Origin of the sequence: Nitratidesulfovibrio sp. (genome assembly GCF_040373385.1) — a bacterium.
Taxonomy (GTDB): Bacteria; Desulfobacterota; Desulfovibrionia; order Desulfovibrionales; family Desulfovibrionaceae; genus Cupidesulfovibrio.
In genome coordinates, this window is the sequence record NZ_JBDXXH010000001.1 from 551,583 (window position 1) to 573,955 (window position 22,373).

21 protein-coding genes and 1 other RNA gene are annotated in these 22,373 nt (G+C 67.8%); 8 read left to right on the plus strand and 14 right to left on the minus strand.

Annotated features, from left to right (window positions below):
* Window positions 1-38: 38 nt before the first annotated feature.
* Window positions 39-389, minus strand: coding sequence for a hypothetical protein (locus ABWO17_RS02295; protein WP_353115645.1), 351 nt, complete (start codon window positions 387-389; stop codon window positions 39-41).
* A 126-nt stretch (window positions 390-515) separates the two neighbouring features.
* Here ABWO17_RS02295 and ABWO17_RS02300 point away from each other — a divergent pair, with 126 nt between their 5' ends.
* A complete protein-coding gene (locus tag ABWO17_RS02300; protein ID WP_353115647.1) occupies window positions 516-788 on the plus strand; it encodes a hypothetical protein in 273 nt (90 codons plus the stop codon).
* A gap of 209 nt (window positions 789-997) precedes the next feature.
* Here ABWO17_RS02300 and ABWO17_RS02305 read toward each other — a convergent pair whose 3' ends face one another.
* Window positions 998-1,315: a TusE/DsrC/DsvC family sulfur relay protein gene (locus ABWO17_RS02305; RefSeq protein ID WP_007523442.1), complete on the minus strand. Its 318-nt coding sequence runs from the start codon at window positions 1,313-1,315 to the stop codon at window positions 998-1,000.
* Window positions 1,316-2,340: 1,025 nt separating this feature from the next.
* Here ABWO17_RS02305 and hrcA point away from each other — a divergent pair.
* The 4 genes from hrcA to ABWO17_RS02325 all read left to right on the plus strand — a co-directional run bounded on the left by hrcA (window position 2,341) and on the right by ABWO17_RS02325 (window position 5,665).
* Window positions 2,341-3,408 carry a heat-inducible transcriptional repressor HrcA gene (gene hrcA / locus ABWO17_RS02310; RefSeq protein WP_353115649.1) on the plus strand — a complete coding sequence of 356 codons (1,068 nt, stop codon included), beginning with the start codon at window positions 2,341-2,343 and terminating at the stop codon, window positions 3,406-3,408.
* A 100-nt stretch (window positions 3,409-3,508) separates the two neighbouring features.
* Complete coding sequence (locus tag ABWO17_RS02315; RefSeq protein WP_353115651.1) at window positions 3,509-4,099, plus strand: nucleotide exchange factor GrpE; 591 nt, start codon at window positions 3,509-3,511, stop codon at window positions 4,097-4,099.
* A 233-nt stretch (window positions 4,100-4,332) separates the two neighbouring features.
* Window positions 4,333-5,427, plus strand: coding sequence for a DMT family transporter (locus tag ABWO17_RS02320; RefSeq protein ID WP_353115653.1), 1,095 nt, complete (start codon window positions 4,333-4,335; stop codon window positions 5,425-5,427).
* A 52-nt stretch (window positions 5,428-5,479) separates the two neighbouring features.
* Window positions 5,480-5,665, plus strand: coding sequence for a hypothetical protein (locus ABWO17_RS02325; protein WP_353115655.1), 186 nt, complete (start codon window positions 5,480-5,482; stop codon window positions 5,663-5,665).
* A 294-nt stretch (window positions 5,666-5,959) separates the two neighbouring features.
* Here the strand turns inward: ABWO17_RS02325 and ABWO17_RS02330 are convergent, their stop codons facing one another.
* The 4 genes from ABWO17_RS02330 to mqnE all read right to left on the minus strand — a co-directional run bounded on the left by ABWO17_RS02330 (window position 5,960) and on the right by mqnE (window position 10,498).
* On the minus strand, window positions 5,960-7,075 hold the full coding sequence (locus ABWO17_RS02330) for a DUF429 domain-containing protein (protein ID WP_353115657.1): 1,116 nt from the start codon (window positions 7,073-7,075) through the stop codon (window positions 5,960-5,962).
* A gap of 53 nt (window positions 7,076-7,128) precedes the next feature.
* The gene (locus tag ABWO17_RS02335; protein ID WP_353115659.1) at window positions 7,129-7,992 is read right to left on the minus strand and encodes a menaquinone biosynthetic enzyme MqnA/MqnD family protein; all 864 of its coding nucleotides are present in this window, start codon (window positions 7,990-7,992) and stop codon (window positions 7,129-7,131) included.
* A 164-nt stretch (window positions 7,993-8,156) separates the two neighbouring features.
* Window positions 8,157-9,275 carry a cyclic dehypoxanthinyl futalosine synthase gene (gene mqnC, locus ABWO17_RS02340; protein ID WP_353115956.1) on the minus strand — a complete coding sequence of 373 codons (1,119 nt, stop codon included), beginning with the start codon at window positions 9,273-9,275 and terminating at the stop codon, window positions 8,157-8,159.
* A gap of 35 nt (window positions 9,276-9,310) precedes the next feature.
* Entirely contained in the window at window positions 9,311-10,498 is a 1,188-nt protein-coding gene (gene mqnE, locus ABWO17_RS02345; RefSeq protein ID WP_353115661.1) for an aminofutalosine synthase MqnE, read from the minus strand.
* Between the two features lie 297 nt (window positions 10,499-10,795).
* Between mqnE and ABWO17_RS02350 the strand changes: the two genes are divergently transcribed.
* Complete coding sequence (locus ABWO17_RS02350; RefSeq protein WP_353115663.1) at window positions 10,796-11,713, plus strand: 1,4-dihydroxy-6-naphtoate synthase; 918 nt, start codon at window positions 10,796-10,798, stop codon at window positions 11,711-11,713.
* Between the two features lie 199 nt (window positions 11,714-11,912).
* Window positions 11,913-12,689 (plus strand): substrate-binding periplasmic protein, encoded by a 777-nt coding sequence (locus ABWO17_RS02355; protein WP_353115665.1) that lies wholly within the window; start codon window positions 11,913-11,915, stop codon window positions 12,687-12,689.
* 499 nt (window positions 12,690-13,188) lie between these two features.
* On the opposite strand, the gene rny is transcribed toward ABWO17_RS02355, so the two are convergent.
* The 5 genes from rny to glmU all read right to left on the minus strand — a co-directional run bounded on the left by rny (window position 13,189) and on the right by glmU (window position 17,147).
* The gene (gene rny / locus ABWO17_RS02360) at window positions 13,189-14,748 is read right to left on the minus strand and encodes a ribonuclease Y (RefSeq protein WP_353115667.1); all 1,560 of its coding nucleotides are present in this window, start codon (window positions 14,746-14,748) and stop codon (window positions 13,189-13,191) included.
* A gap of 276 nt (window positions 14,749-15,024) precedes the next feature.
* A non-coding RNA gene (gene ssrS, locus ABWO17_RS02365) (6S RNA) lies at window positions 15,025-15,210 on the minus strand.
* A 22-nt stretch (window positions 15,211-15,232) separates the two neighbouring features.
* Entirely contained in the window at window positions 15,233-15,496 is a 264-nt protein-coding gene (gene zapA, locus ABWO17_RS02370; protein WP_012612325.1) for a cell division protein ZapA, read from the minus strand.
* A gap of 15 nt (window positions 15,497-15,511) precedes the next feature.
* Window positions 15,512-15,748: a cell division protein ZapB gene (locus ABWO17_RS02375; protein WP_353115669.1), complete on the minus strand. Its 237-nt coding sequence runs from the start codon at window positions 15,746-15,748 to the stop codon at window positions 15,512-15,514.
* A 31-nt stretch (window positions 15,749-15,779) separates the two neighbouring features.
* On the minus strand, window positions 15,780-17,147 hold the full coding sequence (gene glmU, locus ABWO17_RS02380) for a bifunctional UDP-N-acetylglucosamine diphosphorylase/glucosamine-1-phosphate N-acetyltransferase GlmU (protein WP_353115671.1): 1,368 nt from the start codon (window positions 17,145-17,147) through the stop codon (window positions 15,780-15,782).
* Between the two features lie 341 nt (window positions 17,148-17,488).
* Here glmU and ABWO17_RS02385 point away from each other — a divergent pair, with 341 nt between their 5' ends.
* Window positions 17,489-17,959 (plus strand): HAD family hydrolase, encoded by a 471-nt coding sequence (locus ABWO17_RS02385; RefSeq protein WP_353115673.1) that lies wholly within the window; start codon window positions 17,489-17,491, stop codon window positions 17,957-17,959.
* Between the two features lie 192 nt (window positions 17,960-18,151).
* On the opposite strand, the gene ABWO17_RS02390 is transcribed toward ABWO17_RS02385, so the two are convergent.
* The 3 genes from ABWO17_RS02390 to ABWO17_RS02400 form a co-directional block, all read right to left on the minus strand.
* A complete protein-coding gene (locus ABWO17_RS02390; protein ID WP_353115675.1) occupies window positions 18,152-19,201 on the minus strand; it encodes a substrate-binding periplasmic protein in 1,050 nt (349 codons plus the stop codon).
* Entirely contained in the window at window positions 19,185-20,912 is a 1,728-nt protein-coding gene (locus tag ABWO17_RS02395; protein WP_353115677.1) for a multicopper oxidase family protein, read from the minus strand. The genes ABWO17_RS02390 and ABWO17_RS02395 overlap by 17 nt, the downstream gene beginning before the upstream one ends.
* 249 nt (window positions 20,913-21,161) lie before the next feature.
* Entirely contained in the window at window positions 21,162-22,298 is a 1,137-nt protein-coding gene (locus ABWO17_RS02400; protein ID WP_353115679.1) for an ATP-binding protein, read from the minus strand.
* Window positions 22,299-22,373 lie beyond the last annotated feature (75 nt).

Below are 22,373 nucleotides of genomic sequence, written 5' to 3' on the forward strand. Positions count from 1 at the left end.
GAGCAGGCGGGACGGAAGAGGCCGGGGAACTCCGGGGGCTATTCGTGCCCGCCGTACTCCCGCGCATGCCAGGCGCGCAGTCCGCGCGGCTTGTCGCGCAGGTAGCCGGTCACCAGGTAGTCCAGCAGGTTGCGTGCCGCCCGGTCGGACAGCAGCAGCAGGGGGGTGTCCACCCCTTGCGCCTCGAGCAGCAGCAGGCTGGCGTCCTGGGTGCAGCAAAAGCGCTGACCGGGGCCGCGCGTGCGCAGGGCAAGACACAGGTCGCACAGGTCCTGCTCGCTCAGGGGCGAGAGGGCGGCAAGCCAGGACATGGCATCGGTGGTGGCGTTGGTGTAATCGAACATGACGTATTTCTGGGTGTATTGCGCGGCATGGGCCGCGTCAAGCATGTGCGGCCGCGCACCGGCGTGCGCGGGGAAAATATAAATGACCGACGCGGGCCGCCCCTGCTAGACCTGTACGGGCGTCGGCGCCAGCCGCGCACGGCGCCAAGTTCGTACAATGGGGTTCGCAACGTGAAGCATGACATCGACGGCCTACTGGGTAACGTGGGCAAGGAACTGACGGGTCTTTCCGTATCGCTGGACGGGCTGGAACGCACGCCGGAGGGCGCGTACATCGTGCCGGCATCGGTGCTGCTGTCCATGGTTCATGCCGTGCAGCAGATACTATCCCTGTGGAGGAAAGCCCACTCGACGTTCAGCATAGCCATGGCGTCGAGCGTCCTGTGCCGCGAAGAGGCGTTGAACACGTTGTTCGACGCCGCTGAGGATGGCACGGAACATTGATTCCGACCGTCCTTCCCACCAGCAACCACGCTTCGCAGTACGAAGCCCGCAACCGGCGCGCCTGAACTGGCCAGGCGTGCCATCAAAGCCGGAAAGGGCGGGAGCACAAGCTCCCGCCCTTTCCGGCGTGGCGTAACGGCGTTTCGGCAGGAAACGAGAAGGGCGGAAGCTTGCGCTCCCGCCCTTTCATGAACAATGGGTCGTACGGACTACACGCAGCCGGTGGGCTTGGGCAGACCGGCCATCTTGCAGGCGCCCTTGCCGGGGCCGGAGGGGAACAGTTCGTAGATCTCCTTCAGCTTGAAGCCGGTGTTCTTGGAGAGGATACGAACCATCGGGGCGATGCCGTTCTTCTTGTAGTAGTCCTGCAGGAAGTCGATGATCTTCTGGTGATCGGGGGTGATGTCCGCGATACCTTCGGATTCCTTCACGAATTCAACCCACTCGGTGCTCCAGTCATCAAAGCGAAGAAGGAAGCCGTCTTCATCGACTTCGAAGCTCTTGCCCTTGTAAGTGACTTCAGCCATGCGTGTCCTCCTTGGACAGGTTCTTGGCAGTGAAAGGGATGCACGACAAACGCCTGACCTTCGCATCGTGCGGCGATGCGCCGGCCGATGATAAGCAGCGATCCGCTGCCTCTATCCGAATGATGGTTGCCCGAGGGCAGATTCTGCCCGCTGGATAAACCGCAGCCACCCGGCGTGTCAACGAAGACCTCTTTTCGGTGGCCTTCGCTGGTGAACCCGGGACACATCCCGAAGGATGCAGCCGTGGGGTACCGGATACCGAATCGCGCGGGTTTTTCCGGGTTCCAGCCATGCGAACGAGGCACAAGATGCCACAATGTCATGAAAAATTCAAGGCGGGCGTGGGTGTTTTTTCGGCAAGCATTACAACCCCCTACGGGTGAGCGTGTAAACAGTTGCTCACTAGCCGCAGCATGCCCGGAAAAATGGACGCACTGCGGGCCGTATGGGGTGTACTATGGGGAACAGAGAAAGTGATGCATGCAGCGATGCATTTCCACTCCCTCGGTGACGGGGGCACTGTAGTGTGTTGGTGGAGCTGTGTCAATGCATGTGAAATAATGCACGAGACGTGAAGGCGCACAACATGCCGCATGGAGTAGGTTGCCCTGTGAATGCATCAAATGGGCGTTGTCGCTTCGAATTTGTCATCATACTGGAATTATGAATATTATTGCTGTCGTGGCGGCGTGGGGCGCAGGCTATTGTGTTTTTATTCACAAGGTGCCGACTGCTTTGGTCCGAATGGTGTGGGGGAACGCGCCTGACGTATCCGGTTTGCCCGTTCGCCCCTGTCTGTTCTGTCTGGCCTGTCTGCCCTGTCTGCCCTGTCTGGCTGACGTGCCTGATCTGCCCGGTTTGTCGGGTCTGCCCGGCTCGCCTGTTGACCCGTCCTGTTCACCCGTCCTGCGCACTCGCGTGGGGGTTCCTGCCGGGCATGCCCCCCCAACCTTGACAGCCCCCACCCCCGTTGTTACCCGTTTGTGCTACTGCAAGAACTGCATCCTCGTGATGCCGGAGCCTTCATGCCCAGCCTCGGACAGCGCGAAACCCAGGTGCTCGCCACCATCATCGAAAGCTACATCGCCTCGGCCTCGCCCGTGGGGTCTCGCGCCGTGGCCGAGCATTCCGGTCTGCACCTTTCCCCGGCCAGCATGCGCGCCACCATGTCCGACCTGACCGACCTTGGCTACCTGGAGCAGCCGCACACGTCTGCGGGAAGGGTGCCGACGCCGCGCGCCTTCCGGTTGTACGTGGACAGCCTGTTGCGGCCATTGCCGCTGGGCAGCGCCGAGCGGGACGCCATCGCTGACGAACTTTCGCGGCAGGAGCTGGAAATTTCCGGCATCCTGCGCCGCGCCGCCAACCTGCTGTCCGGCCATGCCCGGCAACTGGGCATGGTGGTGGCCCCCAGCGAGGACGAGGCCCGCTGGCGCAGCATCGAATTCGCCCCGGCGGCGGAAGGGCTGGTGCTGGCCGTGCTGATGCTGGAAGGTGGCTTGGTGCGCACCCGCACCGTGCGGGTGGATGAACGCTACGGGCAGGACGAACTGGTGCGCTTCGGCAATTATCTCAACGAGCACTTCCGGGGCCTGTCCCTGTCCGAGGCGCGCGACCGCATCGGCCATGAACTGGCCCGCGCGGGCTCGCGGCTGGAAGAGATGTGCGTGCGCGCCCTGGCCCTGTCGCGTCGTGCCGTCGAACACATGGGCGACGACCGCGAACTTATCGTCAACGGCACGCTGAACATGCTGGAGCACGCGGAATTCACCGACGTGGGCCGCATGCGCGACCTGCTGGCCGCCATAGAGGAACGTTCGCGTCTGCTGGAGCTTCTGGACCGCACCCTGTCCGAACGCGACGTGCGCATCACCTTCTGTCAGGACGTGACCGATGGCGCGCCCGACGGGCTGCGCGGATGCAGCGTGATCAGCGCGGCTTACGGCGGCGGCACGCCGCGCGGCGTGGTCAGCGTGGTGGGGCCGTTGCGCATGGACTACGCCAAGATCGTTCCGGTGGTGCAGTGTGTTTCGCGGGCGCTTACCGAACTGTTCCGCGAACGGTTTGCCGCAGCACCTTCCCGGTTGCCGTAATCCCCACCATTCCGGATTGTTACGCGATGCATGCGACCCGCCCCGGCGGGATATTTCAACGACGACGTCACGCTTCAGGATTTCAAGGAGATTCAGGAACATGCCCCCCAGCAATGTGTTCAAGGACAATGTGGAGATCAGCCCCGAGGCCGAGGCCCTGCGTACCGAGGCCAATCAGGCCGCCGGTTCCGGTGCCGTCGTGGCGATTGACGATGACTGCCTGCGCGAACAGTGCGCGGCCCGGCTGTGTCCGGAATGTCCCGAGCGGGCCGAGGCCGACGAGCAACGCCTGCGTGCCCTGGCGGAAATGGACAATTTCAAGAAGCGGTTGCAGCGCGAAAAGGACGACCAGGTGCGCTATGCCGCAGAAGTGGTGCTGGCGGACCTGCTGCCCACCCTGGACAATCTGGACCTGGCCCTGCAATACGGGCGCGGCAACGCGGCCTGCAAGGACATGCTGATCGGCGTGGAAATGACCCAGAAGCTGCTGCTGGACGCGCTGAAGCGCCACGGCCTTGAGCCCGTTGGCGAGGCGGGCGAAGCGTTCAGCCCGGAAATTCACGAGGCCATCGGTGCCGAAGTGCGCCCCGACCTGCCGGAAGACACCGTGTGTGCCCTGATGCAGCGCGGCTACCGGCTGAAGGAACGCCTGCTGCGTCCCGCCAAGGTCACGGTGAGCCGTCCGGAATAGCGCCAGCGACACATGGCGAACATGCGGCGGCACGCCCCCTGCGGGGCGTGCCGCCTTCGCGTTTCAGACCGGAGTGGGGCGGATGCGACCCCGATGCGGCCCGGATGCAGTTCGGATCAACGCGGCGACATGCCCGGCAACCGGTCGGCGCCCTGCCGGAGACCTACCCGGAGACCGACCATGACGACCGGCATCATTTGCGCTTCACCCGGCTTCGCAGTATGGGGGGCCGCATGAGTACACACCGTTCCCCCTGCCTTGATGCGGGCGGGCTGCTGCGCGTTGCCGGGGGCGGCGTGCTGATCAGCTTTTCCGCCGTGTTCGTGAAGCTGGTGCACGTGGGGCCAAGCCAGTCCGCCTTCTACCGCATGTTCTTCGGCGGGTTGGCCCTGCTGTGCGTGGCCCTGGCCCGGCGCGAACGGCTGCGCGCGCGGCCCGGCGTGTGGGCGGTGATGGTGGGTGCCGCCGTGCTGTTCGCGCTGGACCTGGAATGCTGGCACCGGGGCATCCTGCTCATCGGGCCGGGGTTGGCCACCATCATCGGGAATTTCCAGGTGTTCTTCATCGCCATTGCCGGGGCGTTGCTGCTGGGTGAAAAACTGTCCGGACGGCACATGGCGGCCATTCCGCTGGCCCTGGCCGGGCTGTGGCTGCTGTTGGGCGTCAGCCCGGCGGAACTGCTGCCCGCATCGACGGATGGCGGGCTGGTGGTGGGCGATTCGCTGGCCGGGGTGGGCTACGGCTTTGCCACGGCGCTGTTCTACACCGGGTTCATCCTGCTGCTGCGCCAGTCGCGCGGCATGGCGGGCATGCTCGCCCCGGTGGCCAACATGGCCGTCATTTCGCTGGCCTGTGCGGCGGTAAGCGGCGCGGGCATTCTGGCGCGGGGCGACAGCTTTGCCATCGCCGATGCGGCCAGCGGCGGCTACCTGGTGGCCTACGGCGTGTTGTGCCAGGGCGTGGGCTGGGTGCTGCTGTCCACCGGGTTGCCGCGCCTGCCCGCCTCGCTGGCGGGGCTGGTGATGCTGGTGCAGCCCGCGCTGTCGTTCATGTGGGACATCCTGCTGTTCAAACGGCCCACCGACGGATGGGGCATGGCCGGGGCAGGGATTGCCCTGTTCGCCATCTGGCTGGGCCTGTCGGGCGCATCGGGTGCGTCGGGCGGATCTGGCGGTTCGGGCGCGCGGGTATGCCGTCCGGGCGAGGTGGAGGGGCCTCCTGACGCGGTACCGCCTGATACGGTGGTTTCCGGGGCGACGGCACCGCAAGGGGACACTGGCGGGGCGGAACGCCATGGCGGCTCGGATCGGAATTCTGGCTCCGCATGAGGATGGGTGACAATCAGGGCGCACCGCGCCGCAACCGGACAGGGTGACGACGATGAAGATATTGGGCCTGATATTCGTGGCCGCTGTGGCTGCGGTGCTTGGCTGGCTGCTGCTGCGCGGTCTGCTGGCCGCTGCCGGGTGCGTGCTGCGCCTGTTCCTGGGCCTGCTGCTGCTGGCCCTGCTGGGGGCCACATGGTCCATGCTGTCCTTCCTGTTTACCGGCGGGGCGGGCTGGTGAAGGGTGCGGGTTGCCGCCAGTGAGACGGCGGCAGGCGGCTGTCGGTGAGACGGTGCGGATTGCGGCATGCGAGATGAGCGGCTGACGCTGCCAGCGAAGACAGTCCAGACATTGCGCAGGCACGGCGCGTGACGGATGACCGTTGCGCGTCGTTTTCTTTTGGGGCGGGTGGAGACGCGCGGCAAGATGAAAATGGAGCCGGGTGCCGGGTGCGTGCCGCGTGCCGGGGCGGATGGGGTCAGATAGGACCGGATAGGACCGGATAGAGTCGGTTCGCCAGGTGGGCTGGGGCAGCTATTCTTCTGGCGGCAGCCCGGCGATCCAGCCTTCCACGTCCAGTTGCGCGGCAGTGACGCCGTGCGGCGGGGCCGACCGTTCCGGCAGGCCGTAGCCGGGGCGCAGGGAGGAAAGCGCAGCCAGCACGGCGCAAAGCAGGGCGTCCAGCAGGTCCGCTTCCGGGTCGTCCAGCATGCGGGCGGCATGGTCCGCGTTCCAGCGGATGGTCAGGCGTGGCATGCGGGCGGGCAGGCCGGTGCGGGGCACCGGGGCGGCAGCCGCATCAGGTGGCGTTCCGCCAAGCTGTCCGGCCAGCCCCGCAAGGCCCCGGAGCAGGTCCGTGCGGATATTGCGCCGGGCGGCCCGGTCCGTTGCGTCGCCGCCCTTGTAGGGGGCGCGGCCGATCAGGTGGCGGGCCAGCCAGCCGGGGTAGGTTTCCAGCGCCACGCGGGCGTTGTGCAACGGGCAGGGCGGCAGGGGCCGCAGGAGGGGCACGTGCACCTCGTGCGCGGCAAGGCGGGGAGCCACGGCGTGGAACATCAGGGCCACGGGCGGGCGCACCGTGTTCATGGGGCTGGCGGCCCCGGCGCGGCGGCAGCAGGCGCGGTACAGGTACTTCTGCCCGGCGGGCCGGGCGGCGGACACGCCGCGCAACAGGTCGCGGAAGGCGGCCCGGTCCATGGCGCCGCACAGCGCGGCATACCCGGCCCAATCACGCGGCCAGTCCAGTTGCTCCACCAGTTCCAGCGGCTGGGCCAGCGCGGCGTCGATGCCCAGCACCCAGCCCGCGTCGGGCGCAACATGCCCCCCCGTGAATCCCGCATCCAACTGCCCGCCGAACAGCCGGTCCAGGTCGTCCAGCGTGGGCAGTTCGCGCAGTTCGTGCAGGGTGAGCACGGGCGCTGCGCCCGGCATGTCCGGCATACCGTTATCCGGCGCGGTCCCCTTCCCCGGCGCAAGGTCGCACACCGCCAGGGTCAGCGGTTTGCGCGGGCCTGGCGTGGCGGTGACGTCCAGCCCCAGTACCCGCACGGGCAGGGTGCGGGCGGGTTGCGGCCCTGCGACAGGCACCGGGCTGGCGGATGGCGGGGCGTGGCTGCTCGGGGACGGGGTGCGGGTATGGCGGGTATGCATGGTTGGTCGCAAACGCAAGGCGGCCCCGCGCCTGGTTCGCGGGGCCGCTGGCGCTACATGCTGAAGAATTCCAGTTCCGGCGCGGCGGGTATTTCGCCCGCCTCGGCCAGCCGGTGGTAGAACAGGCGCAGCCCTTCCATTTCCGGAAAGCCCATGTGGAAGACCAGCCCCTGATAATACTGGCGCAGCTCTTCGCGCGTCAGGGGGCAGCCCTGCAAGGTCAGGTCGAGGATCACGTCCATGTGCAGTTCGCCCCAGTTGCGGGCGCGCTGCAACAGTTCGCACGGGTTATTGACGAAACATCCCGCTGTCGCCGCCGCGCGGCTGACCACCCACACCCCGAACACGAAGGGCAGGCCGGTCCACTGCCGCCATGCCTCGCCAAGGTCCAGCCGGTACGGAAACTCCGGGTGATTGCGCAGACGCAGGGCCTCGTCGCCGATGGCCAGGAACGCCTCCGGCGGGTTGCCCGACGCGATGCGTCCGGTGGCCGAACCCACCTCATACCGCACCGGAAACTTGTAGTAGTCGCGGAACAGCAGGCGCAGCAGCGCGGCAGAGGTGTGCGTCTCGGCGCTGACCAGCACCGGCTGGTCGGCCAGGTCTTCCACCGGGCGGCGGGACAGCAGCAGCACGCTCTGCACCGGCCCCCGGCTGCCGATGGCAAGGTCCGGCACCAGCAGGTAGTTCTGCGGCCTGTGCGCGTATTCCACCGACGAATTGGCCGACACGTGCAGGTCGCCGCGCGCCATCATGTTGTTCAGCACCGCAGGCGGCCCGGCCACCAATTCGTACTCGTGCGGGATGATGCCCGACTCCAGCGGGTGGTAGATGGGCAGCACGTTCAGGTACCCGATGCGGCCCAGGCGCAGCGGGCGCGCGCATGACGACGGTGTGGTGGTGAGGGGGTTGCTCATTGGTGTGTATTGCGTTTGTATCCCCTGCCGGTCCGGCTGTTTTTGTGCCTCCGGCGGGCAGGGGGCTTTGCCCCCTGCACCCCCGAATGGGGGGAGCAAGGGATGTTGGACGTGTAACGGGTGATGTTAGCTGTCAGCCTTCCCCCGATTCTCTTAATATGTCTCTATATCTCCCCATCCACCACGGGTTGGGGTGACACGGGGGTGTAGTTCATGGTGCGTTGCACGGGGGTGAACCCGGCGGCGCGGATGCAGTTGTGGATTTCGCGGCGCGAAAGGCTGAAGCTGACGCCTGCGGCGGCCACCACGTTTTCCTCGATCATCAGCGAGCCGAAGTCGTTGGCGCCGAAGTACAGGGCCAGTTGGGCCACCTGCGGCCCCATGGTCACCCACGAGGCCTGCACGTTGTCCACGTTGTCCAGCACCAGCCGCGACAGGGCCAGCAGGCGCAGGTAGGCGGGCGCGGGTTCCGGGTCGCGGTGGATATTGGTGTGCGCGGGCTGGAAGGTCCACGGGATGAACGCGGTGAACCCGCCCGTGCGGTCCTGCACCTCGCGCACGGCGAACAGGTGGTCCAGGCGGTGGCGGGGCTCTTCCTCGTGGCCGAACATCATGGTGGCGGTGGTGCGCAGCCCCTGGTTGTGGGCTTCTTCCATGACGCCCAGCCAGCGCCCTGCGGAACATTTGTTGGGCGAAACCTGCGTGCGCACCTCGTCCACCAGGATTTCCGCGCCCCCGCCGGGGATGGAATGCAGCCCTGCGGCACGCAGCCGGGCGATGACCTCGGCCACGGTGATCTTTTCGAGTTCCGCGAAAAAGACGATCTCGGGCGGCGAAAAGGCGTGGATGTGGATGGCGGGGTAGGTGTCGCGGATCCAGCCGATCATGCCTTCGTAGAACGACAGGGGCAGGTCGGGGTGGTGGCCGCCTTGCAGCAGGATTTGGGTGCCGCCAAGGGCCAGGGTTTCCTCGATCTTTTTCCCCAGTTCCTCGCGCGTCAGCACGTAGCCCTCGGGGTGGCCGGGGGCGCGGAAAAAGGCGCAGAAGCGGCAGGCGCACACGCAAATGTTGGAATAGTTGATATTGCGGTCGGCCACGTAGGTGACCACGGGCTGCGGATGCTTGCGCAGGCGCACGGCGTGGGCCAGATGCCCCAGGGTATGCAACCCGGCCTCGGCGTACAGCAGGTCGGCGTCGGCGCGGGTAAGGCGCGCGCCTTCCAGCACTTTTGCGGCCACGGCGCGTACGTCGGCGGATTCACCAAGGGACGAGCCGCCCGGCATGATGGGCCTGTTGGTGGCGGTGGAAGCGGCGGCGCTCATGCCCGAACCTCCGGCGTGGCGGCGTGGCCCGCAGCGCATTCTGGGCCATGTCCGGTGTCATGCAGGATGGCGTCCGGGTCGGCCACGGGGTTGAAGTGCGAGTCGCGGCGCACCGGGGTGAAACCGGCGCGGCGGATCATCAGTTCCAGTTCCGGCACGGTGAGCGACTGGGCGGAATCGGCCCCGGCGTCGTGGCCGATGCGCTCCTCGACGATGGTGCCGTCCATGTCGTCGGCGCCGAAGTACAGGGCGGTCTGGGCCATCTTGACGCCCATCATCACCCAGTAGGCCTTCACGTGGGGGATGTTGTCCAGCATCAGGCGGCTGACGGCCACGGTGCGCAGTCGGTCAAGGCCCACGTGCTCGCCCACCCGTTCGGGCGGCAGCTTGAGCAGGCTGTTTTCCGTCAGGAAGGGCAGGGGGATGAAGCAGGTGAACCCGCCGGACCTGTCCTGCTGCTCGCGCAGGCGGCACAGGTGGTCCACGCGGTGCTCGAAGGTTTCGATGTGCCCGTAGAGCATGGAACAGTTGGTGCGGATGCCGAGGGAATGCGCCTCGCCCGCCACGCGCAGCCATTCGTCCGACGTGGCCTTGCGCGGGCAGATTCTGGTGCGCACTTCCGGCGCGAAGATTTCGGCCCCGCCGCCGGGCATCATGGCCAGCCCCGCGTCGCGCAGGCGGCGCAGCACATCCAGCGTGCTGATGCCTTCCATGGCGGCGAAGTGGGCGATTTCGACCCCCGTGAACGCCTTGACGATGCTCTGGGGGCGTGCGGCACGGATGCGGCGGATGACGTCCTCGAACCACGCCAGATTCAGGTCCGGATGGCAGCCGCCCACGATGTGCACCTCGGAGAACGGGGTGCCCCGGTCATCCAGCACGCGGTGCAGGATGTCGTCGGGCGTCAGGGCGAAGGAACCGGCCTGCCCGCGTTCGCGCTGAAAGGCGCAGAACAGGCAGCCGTTGACGCAGATGTTGGTGTAATTGACGTGCCGGTTGAGCACGTAATAGGTTCTGTCGCCGTGCAGGCGGGTACGCGCGTGGTGGGCCAGCGCTCCCACGGCGGTGATGTCCGGGCAGTTGAACAGCGCCAGGCCCTCTTCGGGCGAAAGGCGCGTGCCTTCCATCACCTTTTCGAAGGCGGTCCCAAGGCCCAGGCGGGCGTAATGGGCAGCGTCGAGCATGTGTCCTCCGGTGTGGCGGGACTGAAATGTCTTGCGGATGATGCGGGACTGCATTTCGGGCCGGATCGGGGCTTGTGTCCCGATGACGGAAGGCGGAGTATCGACCCGGCGTGGCCCCGTGTCAACACCGTGGGCACGCCGGGGCGACTGCCCGCGGAACCGGTTTGCATCCGTTTTTCGCCTGGGGCGCCCGACCGTTTGACCCGCCTTCAGTACACCGTCGGCACGCTGGCAACACGCCGTCCACCTGTCATTTGACCCGCCCGGCCATCCGGGCGGCGCAGCAAGGTCGCTTCCATGTCTTCCCAGTCCGTACAGTCTTCGCATGCCGCTGCATCCGCCCCGCGCACCCTGTCGCTGGGCATTTCCCCCTGCCCCAACGACACCTACATCTTCCATGCCCTGGCCAAGGGCTGCATCGACCTGCCCTGCGGGTTCGACCTGTTCATGGCCGACGTGGAGGTGCTGAACGGCCGCGCCCGCGCGGGCACACTGGACGTGACCAAGCTGTCACTGGCGGCCATGGCCCATGTGCTGGACGAGTATGTGCTGCTCAATGCCGGGGCGGCGCTGGGGCGCGGCTGCGGGCCGCTGCTGGTGGCGCGCGAGCCGCTGTCGCCCGCAGACCTGGCCGGGGCGCGGGTGGCCATTCCGGGCCGCATGACCACGGCCAACCTGCTGCTTTCCCTGCACGGCACGCTGCAAGGCCCGCGCGAGGAAATGGTGTTCGACCAGGTCATGCCCGCCGTGTCCGCAGGCAAGGCCGATTGCGGGCTGGTCATCCACGAGGGGCGCTTCACCTACGGTGCCCATGGCCTGCATTGCGTGCTGGATCTTGGCCAGTGGTGGGAGTCCGCCTACGGGCTGCCCCTGCCGCTGGGAGCCATTGCGGCGCGGCGCGACCTTGGCGAGGCCACCATCCTTGCCGTGCAGGACGCCATCCGGCGCAGCCTGGAATACGCCAACGCCAACCCGGCGGCCTCGCGGGGGTGGATACGCGAGCATGCCCAGGAAATGTCCGACGAGGTCACGGACAGCCACATCCGCACCTTCGTGAACGATTTCAGCCTGGATCTGCGCGACGAGGGCCGCGCCGCCATCCGCGCGCTGCTGGAAAAGGCCGCAGGGATCTCTGGCGAGTCTGGCCCGTCTGGCTCGTCTGGCCCGTCTGGCTGGACCGGGCGGGGCCTGCCCGATCTGCCCCTGTTCGCCTGACGGGCGTGGCATTGACAATCCCTCCGGGGCATCATAGCTCAATATAATACTGGGCGAACACTCAGCGGCACGCCGCCGGGAGCGCCCCGGAAGGTCCGGCATGTCCCTCCGCAGGGGGGATGGGCGTGGCGGGTACCTTGCACCAAAAACGCGCACGGCGGGCAACCGCCGGGGCGTTTCCATCTCGTCGGGGGGACCCATGATGTTGCCATGGGGTTTGCTGCCGCACCTGTCCATGCCGGTCTTGCGCATGGTCGTGGTCATGGTGCTGACGCTGCTGGTGCATCCGGCGGCGGGCAGTGCCGCGCCCCCTGTGGTGTTGTGCAACGACGAGCATTTTCCCCTTTCCTACCGTGACGACGCCGGACGGCCCGCCGGGCTGTACCCGGAAATCCTGCGCGAGGCTGTGCGCCGGTCCGGCGTGCAACTGGACATTCGCGTGGCCCCGTGGACGCGAGCCCTGCGCGCCCTGGAAACGGGCGAGGCGGCCCTGGGCGGTGCCTTTGCCACCACCCGTGCGCGCGGGCAGTGGCGGGTCAGCCTGCCCCTGTACCTTGCGCGCATCGTGGCCGTTTTGCCGCAGGATTCCACGGTTGCCGCCAGCCGCGTGGCCGAGCTGAAGCCGTACCGGACCTGCATCGTGGAAGGGTGGAACTACGGGCCTCCGCTGGACAGTGCCCTTGCGGACGGCGGCTGGAACCTGGACCCCGCGCCCAGCGAGGCGCTGTGCCTGCGCAAGCTGGAGGCGGGCCGGGTGCAGGTGGCGCTGGTGGGCGAGGCTGGCGCCCAGCGCCTGACGGACTCTGCCGTATCGACGCGCATGCGTACGGTCCTTGTGGGGCTGGAACTGCCGGTGCACGTGTTCTGGCCGCTCACCGTGCCGGACGAGACGGTACGCCGCATGGACGTGGCCCTGCGCCACATGAACGAGGACGGTACCCTTGGCCGCATCGTGCGGCGTGTCATCGAGCCGTAACGGGGCAAGGTCGACCTGACGCCCCGACACGCAGGGTACTGCCCGTGCGCTGCACAACACCGCCGATGTCTGCACGACATTGGCGGCATTTTTGTTGGGCGGCATTTTTGCCGGGGCGGCATGTTGTCGGCTGCATCCCCGTTGGGGGCATGCTGCGGGGCGGTGGGCGGTGGGCGGTGGGCGGTGTGGGCCGGTGTGAGCCGATGTGCGCGGTGCCGCCGCCGGACAGTGGGCATGCCCCCCCGGAAACGGATGGGAACCGCCCCCGGCGTGGCCTGTGCCTGCCGGTGGCGGTTCCCGTCGCCGCGCGATGCGACAATGAATCCCTGCGGCGGCCAGGATTCCGGGAAGGCCCAAGCGGAATGATTATAGTATAAAAAGTATTCCCTTGCCTAACGCCGGGCCGCCCCCATCGTCAATGGGGCGAAACACGAAAAAGCCCGGCCATGGGCCGGGCTTTCATCGGTTCTGCAAAGTGCGTGCGGCGGGGCCGCGCGGGTTACTTGGCGAAGCCCACGGCGCGGCGTTCGCGGATGACCGTGACCCGGATCTGGCCGGGGTAGGTCAGGTTCTTTTCGATCTTGCCCGCGATGTCCTTGCACAGCATGTAGGTCTGGTCGTCGTCCACGTTGTCGGAATTGACCATGACACGGATCTCGCGGCCCGCCTGGATGGCGTAGGCCTTGGCCACGCCTTCGAAGCCGGTGGCGATGTTCTCCAGGTCTTCCAGCCGCTTCACGTAGTTTTCCAGCAGTTCCTTGCGGGCGCCGGGGCGGGCGCCGGACAGGCCGTCGGCGGCCTGCACCAGCACGGCCAGGGCCGACTTGGGCGGGGTGTCCTCGTGGTGGGCGGCGATGGCGTGGATGATTTCCTTGCTCTCGTTGTACTTCTTGGCGATGTCCGCGCCAATGATGGCGTGCGGCCCTTCCACCTCGTGGTCCACGGCCTTGCCGATGTCGTGCAAGAGGCCCGCGCGCTTGGCCTTCTTGATGTCCATGCCGAGTTCGGCGGCCATCATGCCACACAGGGCGGCCACTTCCAGCGAGTGTTGCAGCACGTTCTGCGAGAAGCTGGTGCGGTACTTCAGCTGGCCCAGCAGGCGCACGATGTCGGCGTGGATGCCGTGCACCCCCGCGTCGAAGGTGGCCTGTTCGCCCACCTCGCGGATCTGCACTTCAAGCTCCTGCTCGCACTTGCGCACGATGTCCTCGATGCGCGCGGGGTGGATGCGCCCGTCCTGGATCAGCCGTTCCAGGGCCATCTTGGCCACCTGGCGGCGCAGCGGGCTGTAGGCGGAAAGGATGACCGTCTCCGGGGTGTCGTCGATGATCAGGTCCACGCCCGTGGCCGCTTCCAGCGCGCGGATGTTGCGCCCTTCGCGGCCGATGATGCGGCCCTTCATGTCTTCGCTGGGCAGGGTCACGGCCGTCACCGTCTGCTCGCCCACGTAGTCGCCGGCGTAGCGCTGGATGGCGTTGGCGATGATTTCCTTGGCCTTGCGGTCGGCGGTTTCCTTCGACTCGGTTTCGATGAGCCGGATCATCTTGGCGGCTTCGTGACGGGTGCGCGATTCGATGTCTTCGAAAAGACGCGATTTCGCCTCTTCGGCGGTCAGGCCGGATATTTCCTGCAGGCGGCGTTCCTGTTCATCGATGCGGGAGGAAATCTGCTCCTCCATGCCGGCCAGGTGACGTTCGCGGCGGGTCAGCTCTTTTTCGGCGGCGAGCACCTCGTGCTCCTTTTCGGTGGCCTTTTCGAGCTTTTCCTCCAGGCGTTCGCCCTGTTCCTGCATCTTGCGGTCACGGGCCTTCAGTTCGCGTTCGCGTTCCTTGAACTCGTGTTCCAGTTCGCGCTTCTGGTGAAAGATTTCGTCCTGGCCCTGGAGCAGAATTTCCTTTTTCTGGGCCTGCGCTTCCTTGCGGGCTTCCTCGACGATGCGCTTGGCGAGTTCGTTGGCATCGGCGATGCGCTTGGAGCTGACATAGCGGTGCAGGGCATAGCCCGATGCCGCGCCGATGATCGCTCCCACGACGACGTAGATGATTTCGATGAGCCCCATACTGCAACTCCCGTTATGGTGTCGGACCAACGCCCGATGTAGTGTCCGGCAAGCGGGTCTGGCGCGCCGATCGGGCCGTGCGTGTGCGCCCCAAGGGGGCGGCTGATTGCCACGGCGTCAAGACGCACCGGATCACCGTGCCGATTCCATGAGCACGGGGAAGACAGGAGTTCGGGCAAGGAGGGGACGGACGGCCGCGTCGCCGGGGTCCGCGCACTTTTGTGCTAAACGCGGATGCCCCGCCGGGCGGGCCTTGTTGGGGGCGAGGGGGCATGGACGAACCCCGGAGCGCCGTGTGACGTGCCAAAGCAGGACCTGACTATGTCAGGGTGGGAACCTCGGGCGGGCCTTCAGGCTCCCCGGCTCGGGGCCGGGTCTGCACACCGGTCCGCCGTACAGGTTCCCTGTTTTCTTCTTGTGAGGTCAGCGATGGCAGGTCAATCACGCACACTCCAGGGATCGTTATGCATCCGCGCAACGGGAGTTACGCAGATTCCTCTATTTTCGCCAGCAGGGCTTCCATGCGGGTACGCATTTCGTCCTTCTGCTGGGTAGACTGCAACAGGTCGTCCGCCAGTCCCAGAACCAGAAAGGTCAGCAGCTTCTCCTTGCTGAGCTGTCTTCCGTGGAACTTCAGTCTGTTGAACCGCTCTTCCACCAGGGCCTTGGCGGTTTCGACCCTTGCGGGGTCGGCCTCGGCCTTGAAGGAAACCTCAAGCCCCAGCACGGTGAGGTTGTATGTACGCATGGGGCCTCGACGCGCCTAGGCGTCGCCGGTTTGGTCCCTGAGGCGGAGCAGCAGCGCGTCGATGCGCGTAAGCACCGCATCTTTCACGGTGCGCTCCTCTTCAAGGGCTTCCTTGAGGATTCGATTCTCTTCCACCAGCGTCGAAAGCCCGCCTTCGACCTCTTCCCGAAGGCGACTGTTCTCCTCGCGCAGGGTTTCGAGCTGCGACAGGAGCGCCGTGACGCGGGTTTCAAGCAGGTCAATCAGTTCCATGTCTGTTAACTAGCCGTTTCACGGCGTGAAATCAAGAGTTCCTGCGGCGCGGCAGGTTCGTCTGGCGGCCCCGCGCGATGGCCAGCGAATCGTCCGGAACGTCCTTGGTTATGACGGAACCGGCACCCACCAGGCTGCCCGCGCCTATGGTCACCGGGGCCACCAGCGCACTGTTGCTGCCGATGAACGCCCCTTCGCCGATGACGGTCTTGTGCTTGTGCACCCCGTCGTAGTTGCAGGTAATGGTGCCCGCGCCGATGTTGGCGCCGGGGCCCACCTCTGCGTCGCCAAGGTAGGTCAGGTGGTTGGCCTTGGCCCCCTTGCCCAGGCGGGCCTTTTTCATTTCCACGAAGTTGCCGACGCGCGCGCCTTCCTCCATCACCGCGCCGGGGCGCAGGCGGGCGTAGGGGCCCACCACGCAGTCGGGGCCTATCTCGGCCTTTTCCACGTGGCTGAAGGGGTGCACGGTGGCGCCTTCCGCCACCACGGCGTCGCGCAGCCAGCAGTGCGAATGGACAACGGCTGCGCGCGCTATGCGTGAAGCCCCGTATATTTCGCAGGGGCCGTATATTTCCGCGCCTGGCTCAAGCACGGCGCGCGGGCTGATGCGCACGGTTTCCGGCGCGTGGATGAGCACGCGCTTCTCTATCCAGTTCAGGGCGATGCGCGCGCGCACCAACGCTTCCGACCGGATCAGCTCCGCCGGGTCGTTGACGCCCAGCAGGTTGGGGTCCTGCCCGCATTCCACGCCGATGACGTCCATGCGCTCGGCCACGGCCAAGCCCACGAGGTCGGTGATGTAGTATTCGCCGCTCTTGTTGGCGTTGGTCAGGCGCGGCAGCAGTTTTTCCACCGCGTCCATGCGCAGGCAATAGATGCCCGCGTTGATCTCGTCCGGTTCCGGACCGTACAGGGTTTCGTCGTAGTCCTTGGCCTCGACGATGGCCACCACGCGGCGGTTGTGGCGCACCACGCGTCCGTAGGCGCCGGGGTCGGGCAGGGTCAGGGTCATGAAGGCCACATCCGCGTCCAGGGCTTCCTTCAGGAAGGTGGCCACGGTGGATGTGGGCAGCAGCGGGGTGTCGCCGTTGACGACCACCACGCGGTCAAGGCCCGCGGCCTTCAGTTCGTCCCAGGCGGCCTGCAGGGCGTGCCCGGTGCCCAACTGCTTTTCCTGCACCACGAAGCGGTGGTCCTCGCCCTTGAAGGCTTCGCGCACCATGTCGGCCTTGTGGCCGATGACGGTCCACAGGTTGCCGCCGAACAGCGGCTCCAGCGCATCGTACACGAAGCGCAGCATGGGTTCGCCCAGGATGGACTGCAATACCTTGGGCTTGTCGGAATGCATGCGGGTGCCCTTGCCCGCTGCCAGTATGAGAGCGCCGGTAATGGACGCCATGGTTCCTCCGTCACGAAGGGATGTGTTTCGGGTGTGCGCGCCGGGGGGCGGCGCGTCGTCCGGTTTCTAGCCCCCCGTGCAGGGGCTGTCCAGTGGGAAGGGGGAGGAACGGCCCGCATTCCGGCCACGCGGCGGATACGGGACGGCAGGGTGCCGGGCACGCCCCGGACGGACCGTGGCGCAGGGCGCGCGTTCCGGCGGGCGGGTCCGCACGCGTTGCCACACCCGGCGCAACCGGCTACAGGGACGGAGCGCGCACCGCGCGGGTGGCACTAACGGGGAGGGACCGTGAGTGTGCCCTTGTGCCCGCCGGAAAGGGACGCGCAACCGGGGTAGACGACATGCTCAGACTGGAGATTCCGGGCCGCGAGGCCCTTGAACTGGACCATCTTGTTCTGGACTACAACGGCACCATAGCGGCTTCCGGCGCGCTGGTGGACGGCGTGGCCGAACGCATCACCCGGCTGGCCGACGAACTGACCGTGCACGTGGTCACGGCGGACACCTTCGGCTCCGTGGCCTCGGCGCTGGCCGGGCTGCCGGTGCGCCTGCACGTGCTGCCGCCCGGCATGCAGGACGAGGCCAAGCGCCGCTACGTGGCCGACCTTGGCTCGCTGCGCACCGTGGCCATGGGCAACGGGCGCAACGACCTGCTCATGTTGCTGGAGGTGGGGCTTTCCGTGGCGGTGATGGGCGACGAGGGCGCCTCTGTGCAGACGTTGTGCGCCGCCGACGTGGCCGTGCGCCACATTTGCGACGGGCTGGACCTTTTGCTGCACCCGTTGCGGCTGGTGGCCACGCTGCGCAGGTAGGGGGCGGCCCACCATTTCGCCGCTGGTGTCGGCGTCCGCGTCAGTGTCCGCGCTGGGGCGGATGCCGTTGCCGGTGCCCATGGCACGTGGGTTTCGTGGCGTCGGGGCGGACGCACCCGTATGGCCTCCGGTGCGCAGTACCGTTCCGCGCCGGCCTGCCGCAGTTGCGGCCAGCGTGCGGCCATGCCTGCCCTATTGTCCGTTCAGGGCACGCTCGACGATGCGGGCGTAGGTGCCGTCGGCCTTCATGTCCCGGATGGCCGTATTGAAAGCGTGCAGCAGGGGGCGCTGCCCGTCCTGCCTGCGAAAGGCCAGATGCACCGGCATCACCGCCAGCGGCTGCGGGGCCATGGTCACCAGGCTGGTCAGCCCCAGTCGTTCCCGCAGCCACAGGGCGCCTTCGCGGGTGATGATGGCGCCGTCGAGCCGTCCTCCGGCCACCTTCAGCATGTTCTGGGCTTCGCTGCCCGCCTCCTCGGTGGTTATGGCGCCCGTCACGCGCGCGGCGTCCAGCGTGTCGCCGTAGCTCCACCCGCGCACCACGCCCGGCCGCATGCCCCGCAACGCGGCCAAGGCCGTCCCGTCCTGTCCCGCAGGTGGCGTTGCGGCCTGTCCCGCCAGGGCCTCGGGTATTGCCGTATTTGCCGGAAGCACCAGATGCAGGCGTTCTTCGAACAGCGGCGCGGAAAAGTCGTGCACCAACCGGCGCTGGTCGGTGGCGTACAGGCCGCACACGCCGATGCGCTCCCCGGATCGACCACCGGGGCTTTCCCCCGAATGTTCGTGGTTCAGCTCCGCGATGGCCCTGGCCCATGGCGTGGGGGTCACGATTGCCGCAAGGCCCATGCGCCGGAAGGCCTCTGCCGCGAGTTGCGGGTAGATGCCGCGCGCGCCGGATTGCGCGCCCGAGCCCCTGTAGGCATATGGCGGCTGGTCATCATCGCACAGGACGTGCAGCAGTGGTGGGGCAGGCTGGATGTGCCGGACCGCGCGGGCTGGCTCTGCGTCGGCAATCCGGGCGTCGGCGGCATGGGTGACGGGCGGGAGGGCCAGCAGTGCGATGCCCAGCACCGGCAGGGCCACGGCCAGCAGCAGCCGCCAAATCGCGCCGGGCAGTCCCTGCCGGGCACATGCCCTTGCGGGAGTGTTCTCCGCCTGCCCGGTGCCGTCTCCGGCGTTGTTCGCCGTGGCAGCGGCGATGCTGTTGGCGGCGGCATCCGCCGCCTCAGGGCACGGCGACATCCTGCACCATTCCGTCATCCAGGCATTCCAGCATGCGCGAATACAGCGCGGCGCGCTGCGTCCCGGGCGGGGCATCGCGAAAATCCACCAGCACCCGCACGGTCTCGCCGGGCCAGACCAGCACGGTATCCTTGATGCCGCTGTCGGTGGCCGAACATCCGGAGGGGGCCATGGCCAGGGCTGCCACATGGGGCGGGCTGCCGCGTCGCTCCAGCACCCGCAACTGGAAGCCCGAAAGGTGCAGGGCATGGGGGATGGACATGGCGTCGTTGGACAGTTCCCAGACCTCGGTCGCGCGCTCGGGCACGCGCGGCGCCGGAAAGTCGTCCGGCAGCAGGGCGTGCGTGTCGTGCCGCAGGGCGAACGGCTGGCCGTTCAGCAGCCACGAGGGGCGGCCCAGCACCTCGCCGCGCGAGACATGCAGGCGGCGCGGCGGCCCCTGCGGCATGGGGGGCTCCGACGGGAATTCGCACAGTCGCACGGGCAGGGGCTGGGCATAGTCCACGCGCTGCATCACCCGCAGCCGCAGCAGGCGTGCCGCCTCCCCCTCGCCGGGTGCCCCGGCCCCGCCGGAGGTCGCTCCGGCCCGGCGCATGGGGTCGAAGGGCAGGTTGACCAGATGCCATTCGTCGCCGGGGTTGGCCGCACGCAGATCCACCAGGATGTCCGCCCGCTCTCCGGGGCCCAGTAACAGGCGCTGCAAGGGCAGCGGGCGTTGCAGCATGCCGCCGTCCGTGCCCATCAGCGTGAAGGGGTGCGGTGCGCCGTCGGGGCGGGCCAGCCCCACGTGCAGGATGCGCGCGTTGCACATGTTCACCAGACGCAGGCGGTACATGCGGGTTACCACGTCCATCCGGGCACCGGGCACGCCGTTGATGGTGAGCACGTCGCCGACAAGGCCCGATATCCGGTCGTCCAGGCCGGGTGCGTATACCGGCACGCCGTTGCGGTCCAGGCGGCGGTCCTGGAACAGCAGGGGAACGTCCGAGGGGCCGCTGCCCGGCGCGGGCAGGCTGGCCCGGAAGGCACCGGTGCCCGTCGCCCCCAGGGGCTCGATGTCCATGGCGGCCAGGGCGGCGCGCTCTTCCTCGTCGTCCACGATGCACAGCCCCACCATGCCCTGATGGGTCTGGCGGCCCGAGAACCCCGGCGCGATGGCATGGTAGGGGTAGATGCCCGCCCGGTTGCGCAGGGGGACGCGGTATTCGAGGCTGGCGCCGGGCAGCAGCATCATCACCGGGTGGCCCCCCATGCGCCAGTCGGCGATCAGGCCGTGCCAGCGCAGCAGGGTGGGGGCGTCCAACCGGTTGATCAGGCGCACCCGCAGCGAGGCGCCGCGCTGGATGACCAGGGTGGGGTTCCAGTAGGGGTGCCCGCCGTGCTCGGTCTGAAAGGACAGCGGCGGGGCGGGGGGGGCATCGTCGGCGGGCAGCCGTGGGTCGGACGTTGCGGAAAGCTCGATGCGTGCCGCGCCATCCATGAGCCCCATGAACGAATGGTCGCCGGGCACGGGCAGGGGGGTATCGAAGGTGGCGGCGGTTTGCAGCCCGGCCAGGGGGCGCGGCGGCGCGGGCGGCACGGTGAGCGGGCTCGGGGCGGGGGCATCCTGCGCCGCAAGGGCGGACCCCGTGGCCGCCAAGGCCCAGGTCGCTCCGGTGAGTGCGGTGATTCCGGCCAGCTTCAGGAACCGTCGTCTGCCGATGCGCCGCATGGTTTCTCCTGCGTTTCCGGTGGGGTGCATCGCGCTTGCCGGGCTGTCCCGGCATTCTCCCGCGCGGCACCGAGTCTGGCCTGGCGGATGCACCGGCTGGGGCGGAAGGCGCGGATAGTGCGCAATGCCCCGAAATACTAAGCGGATGATAGCGTGGATGCCCGCGAAAGTGAAGCGCGTGCGGTATCGCGCTGCGGCGTGCCCCTTGCGTTCCCTTCTTCCCCTTCGGCCTTGCCCCCCTGTTTGCCTTTATCTGCCGTCGGTATGGCGGCTACCCGGCATCCGAGCGCCACCGGCGGCCGCCCCGCCGTCCGTGCCGGGCGGCTGGGGGCTGGCCAGGTCGGGGTGTCCCAGCGATACCGGGGCCGCCTCGCCCGGCAGCACCAGCGGCGCGGGTTTGCCGGGGGCCAGTTCCAGGCGCAGGGCCTTACCGGGGCAGCGCAGTTCGCACACCCCGCAGCCCATGCACACGGAGGCATCGATGGCCGGACGGGCGTCATGCCGGGTGATGGGGCGGTCGCCCGGGCGTGCGGCGGGCAACGGTTCAGGGGGCGCGGGCCGTTCGTCCATGCGCACCGCGTCGAAGGGGCAGATGCGCGCGCACAGCCCGCAGCCGGTGCAGGCGTCCGGGTCCACGCACGCCACGTAGCCCGAGGAAACCAGCATGGGCGTGCCCTCGCGGTGGGCCTGCATGGCCCCGCAACAGCAGGTGCAGCAGTTGCAGATGGCGTAGTAGCGGCCCAGTACCGCTTCCTTGAAGAATGCGTGCGAGACGTGGCCGCGCCGGTTTTCCGCCTCCACCACGTGGATGGCTTCATCCGGTGTGACGCGGCGGGCCTTGTCCGGGTGGTGCTCCAGCACGAAGTTTACCACCGGGCCGCCAGCCAGGATGCACACGTTCACCGGGGTGCAGTGGTCTTCCTTTGTCAGGCGGCAGGGGCAGTCCAGCAGGGCCAGGGCGTCGGCATTGTCGAGAATGATGTCGCGCGCCATGCGGAAGGGCAGCACCGTTTCCGGCACGGTGGTGGACACGGGACGTTCCACCGCGATGAGCCGGGGCACGGTGCCCGGCGGCATGACCTTGCCGTGGTAGCTTTGGGCGAATTCCGGCCCGAATTCCTCGCGCGTGCCCCATACCCCCAGCAGGCCGCCCAACCGGGCCAGCGGTGCGGCCAGCCAGCGGGCCAGCGGATGCCGCCCGGTGCCCATGCCGATGTAGAACAGCGGCCAGCGCAGGTAGATGTAGCCGTGCAGGGCCTCGATGAAGCTGCCGTGCGGGCGGGTGAGGGCCTCGCGCCAGAAGGCGCGGGCAGAGGGGCGCAGCGGTGCCAGCAGCAGCCGGAGCAGGAAACGGGACAGCGAACGCGGGATATCCGTGAGGCGCATGGGACCTCCCGTTGGCGGGCGGGGGACTCCGTGAGGCCAAGGTGCGGGACACTGCCGTCATGATGCCTGCATCCG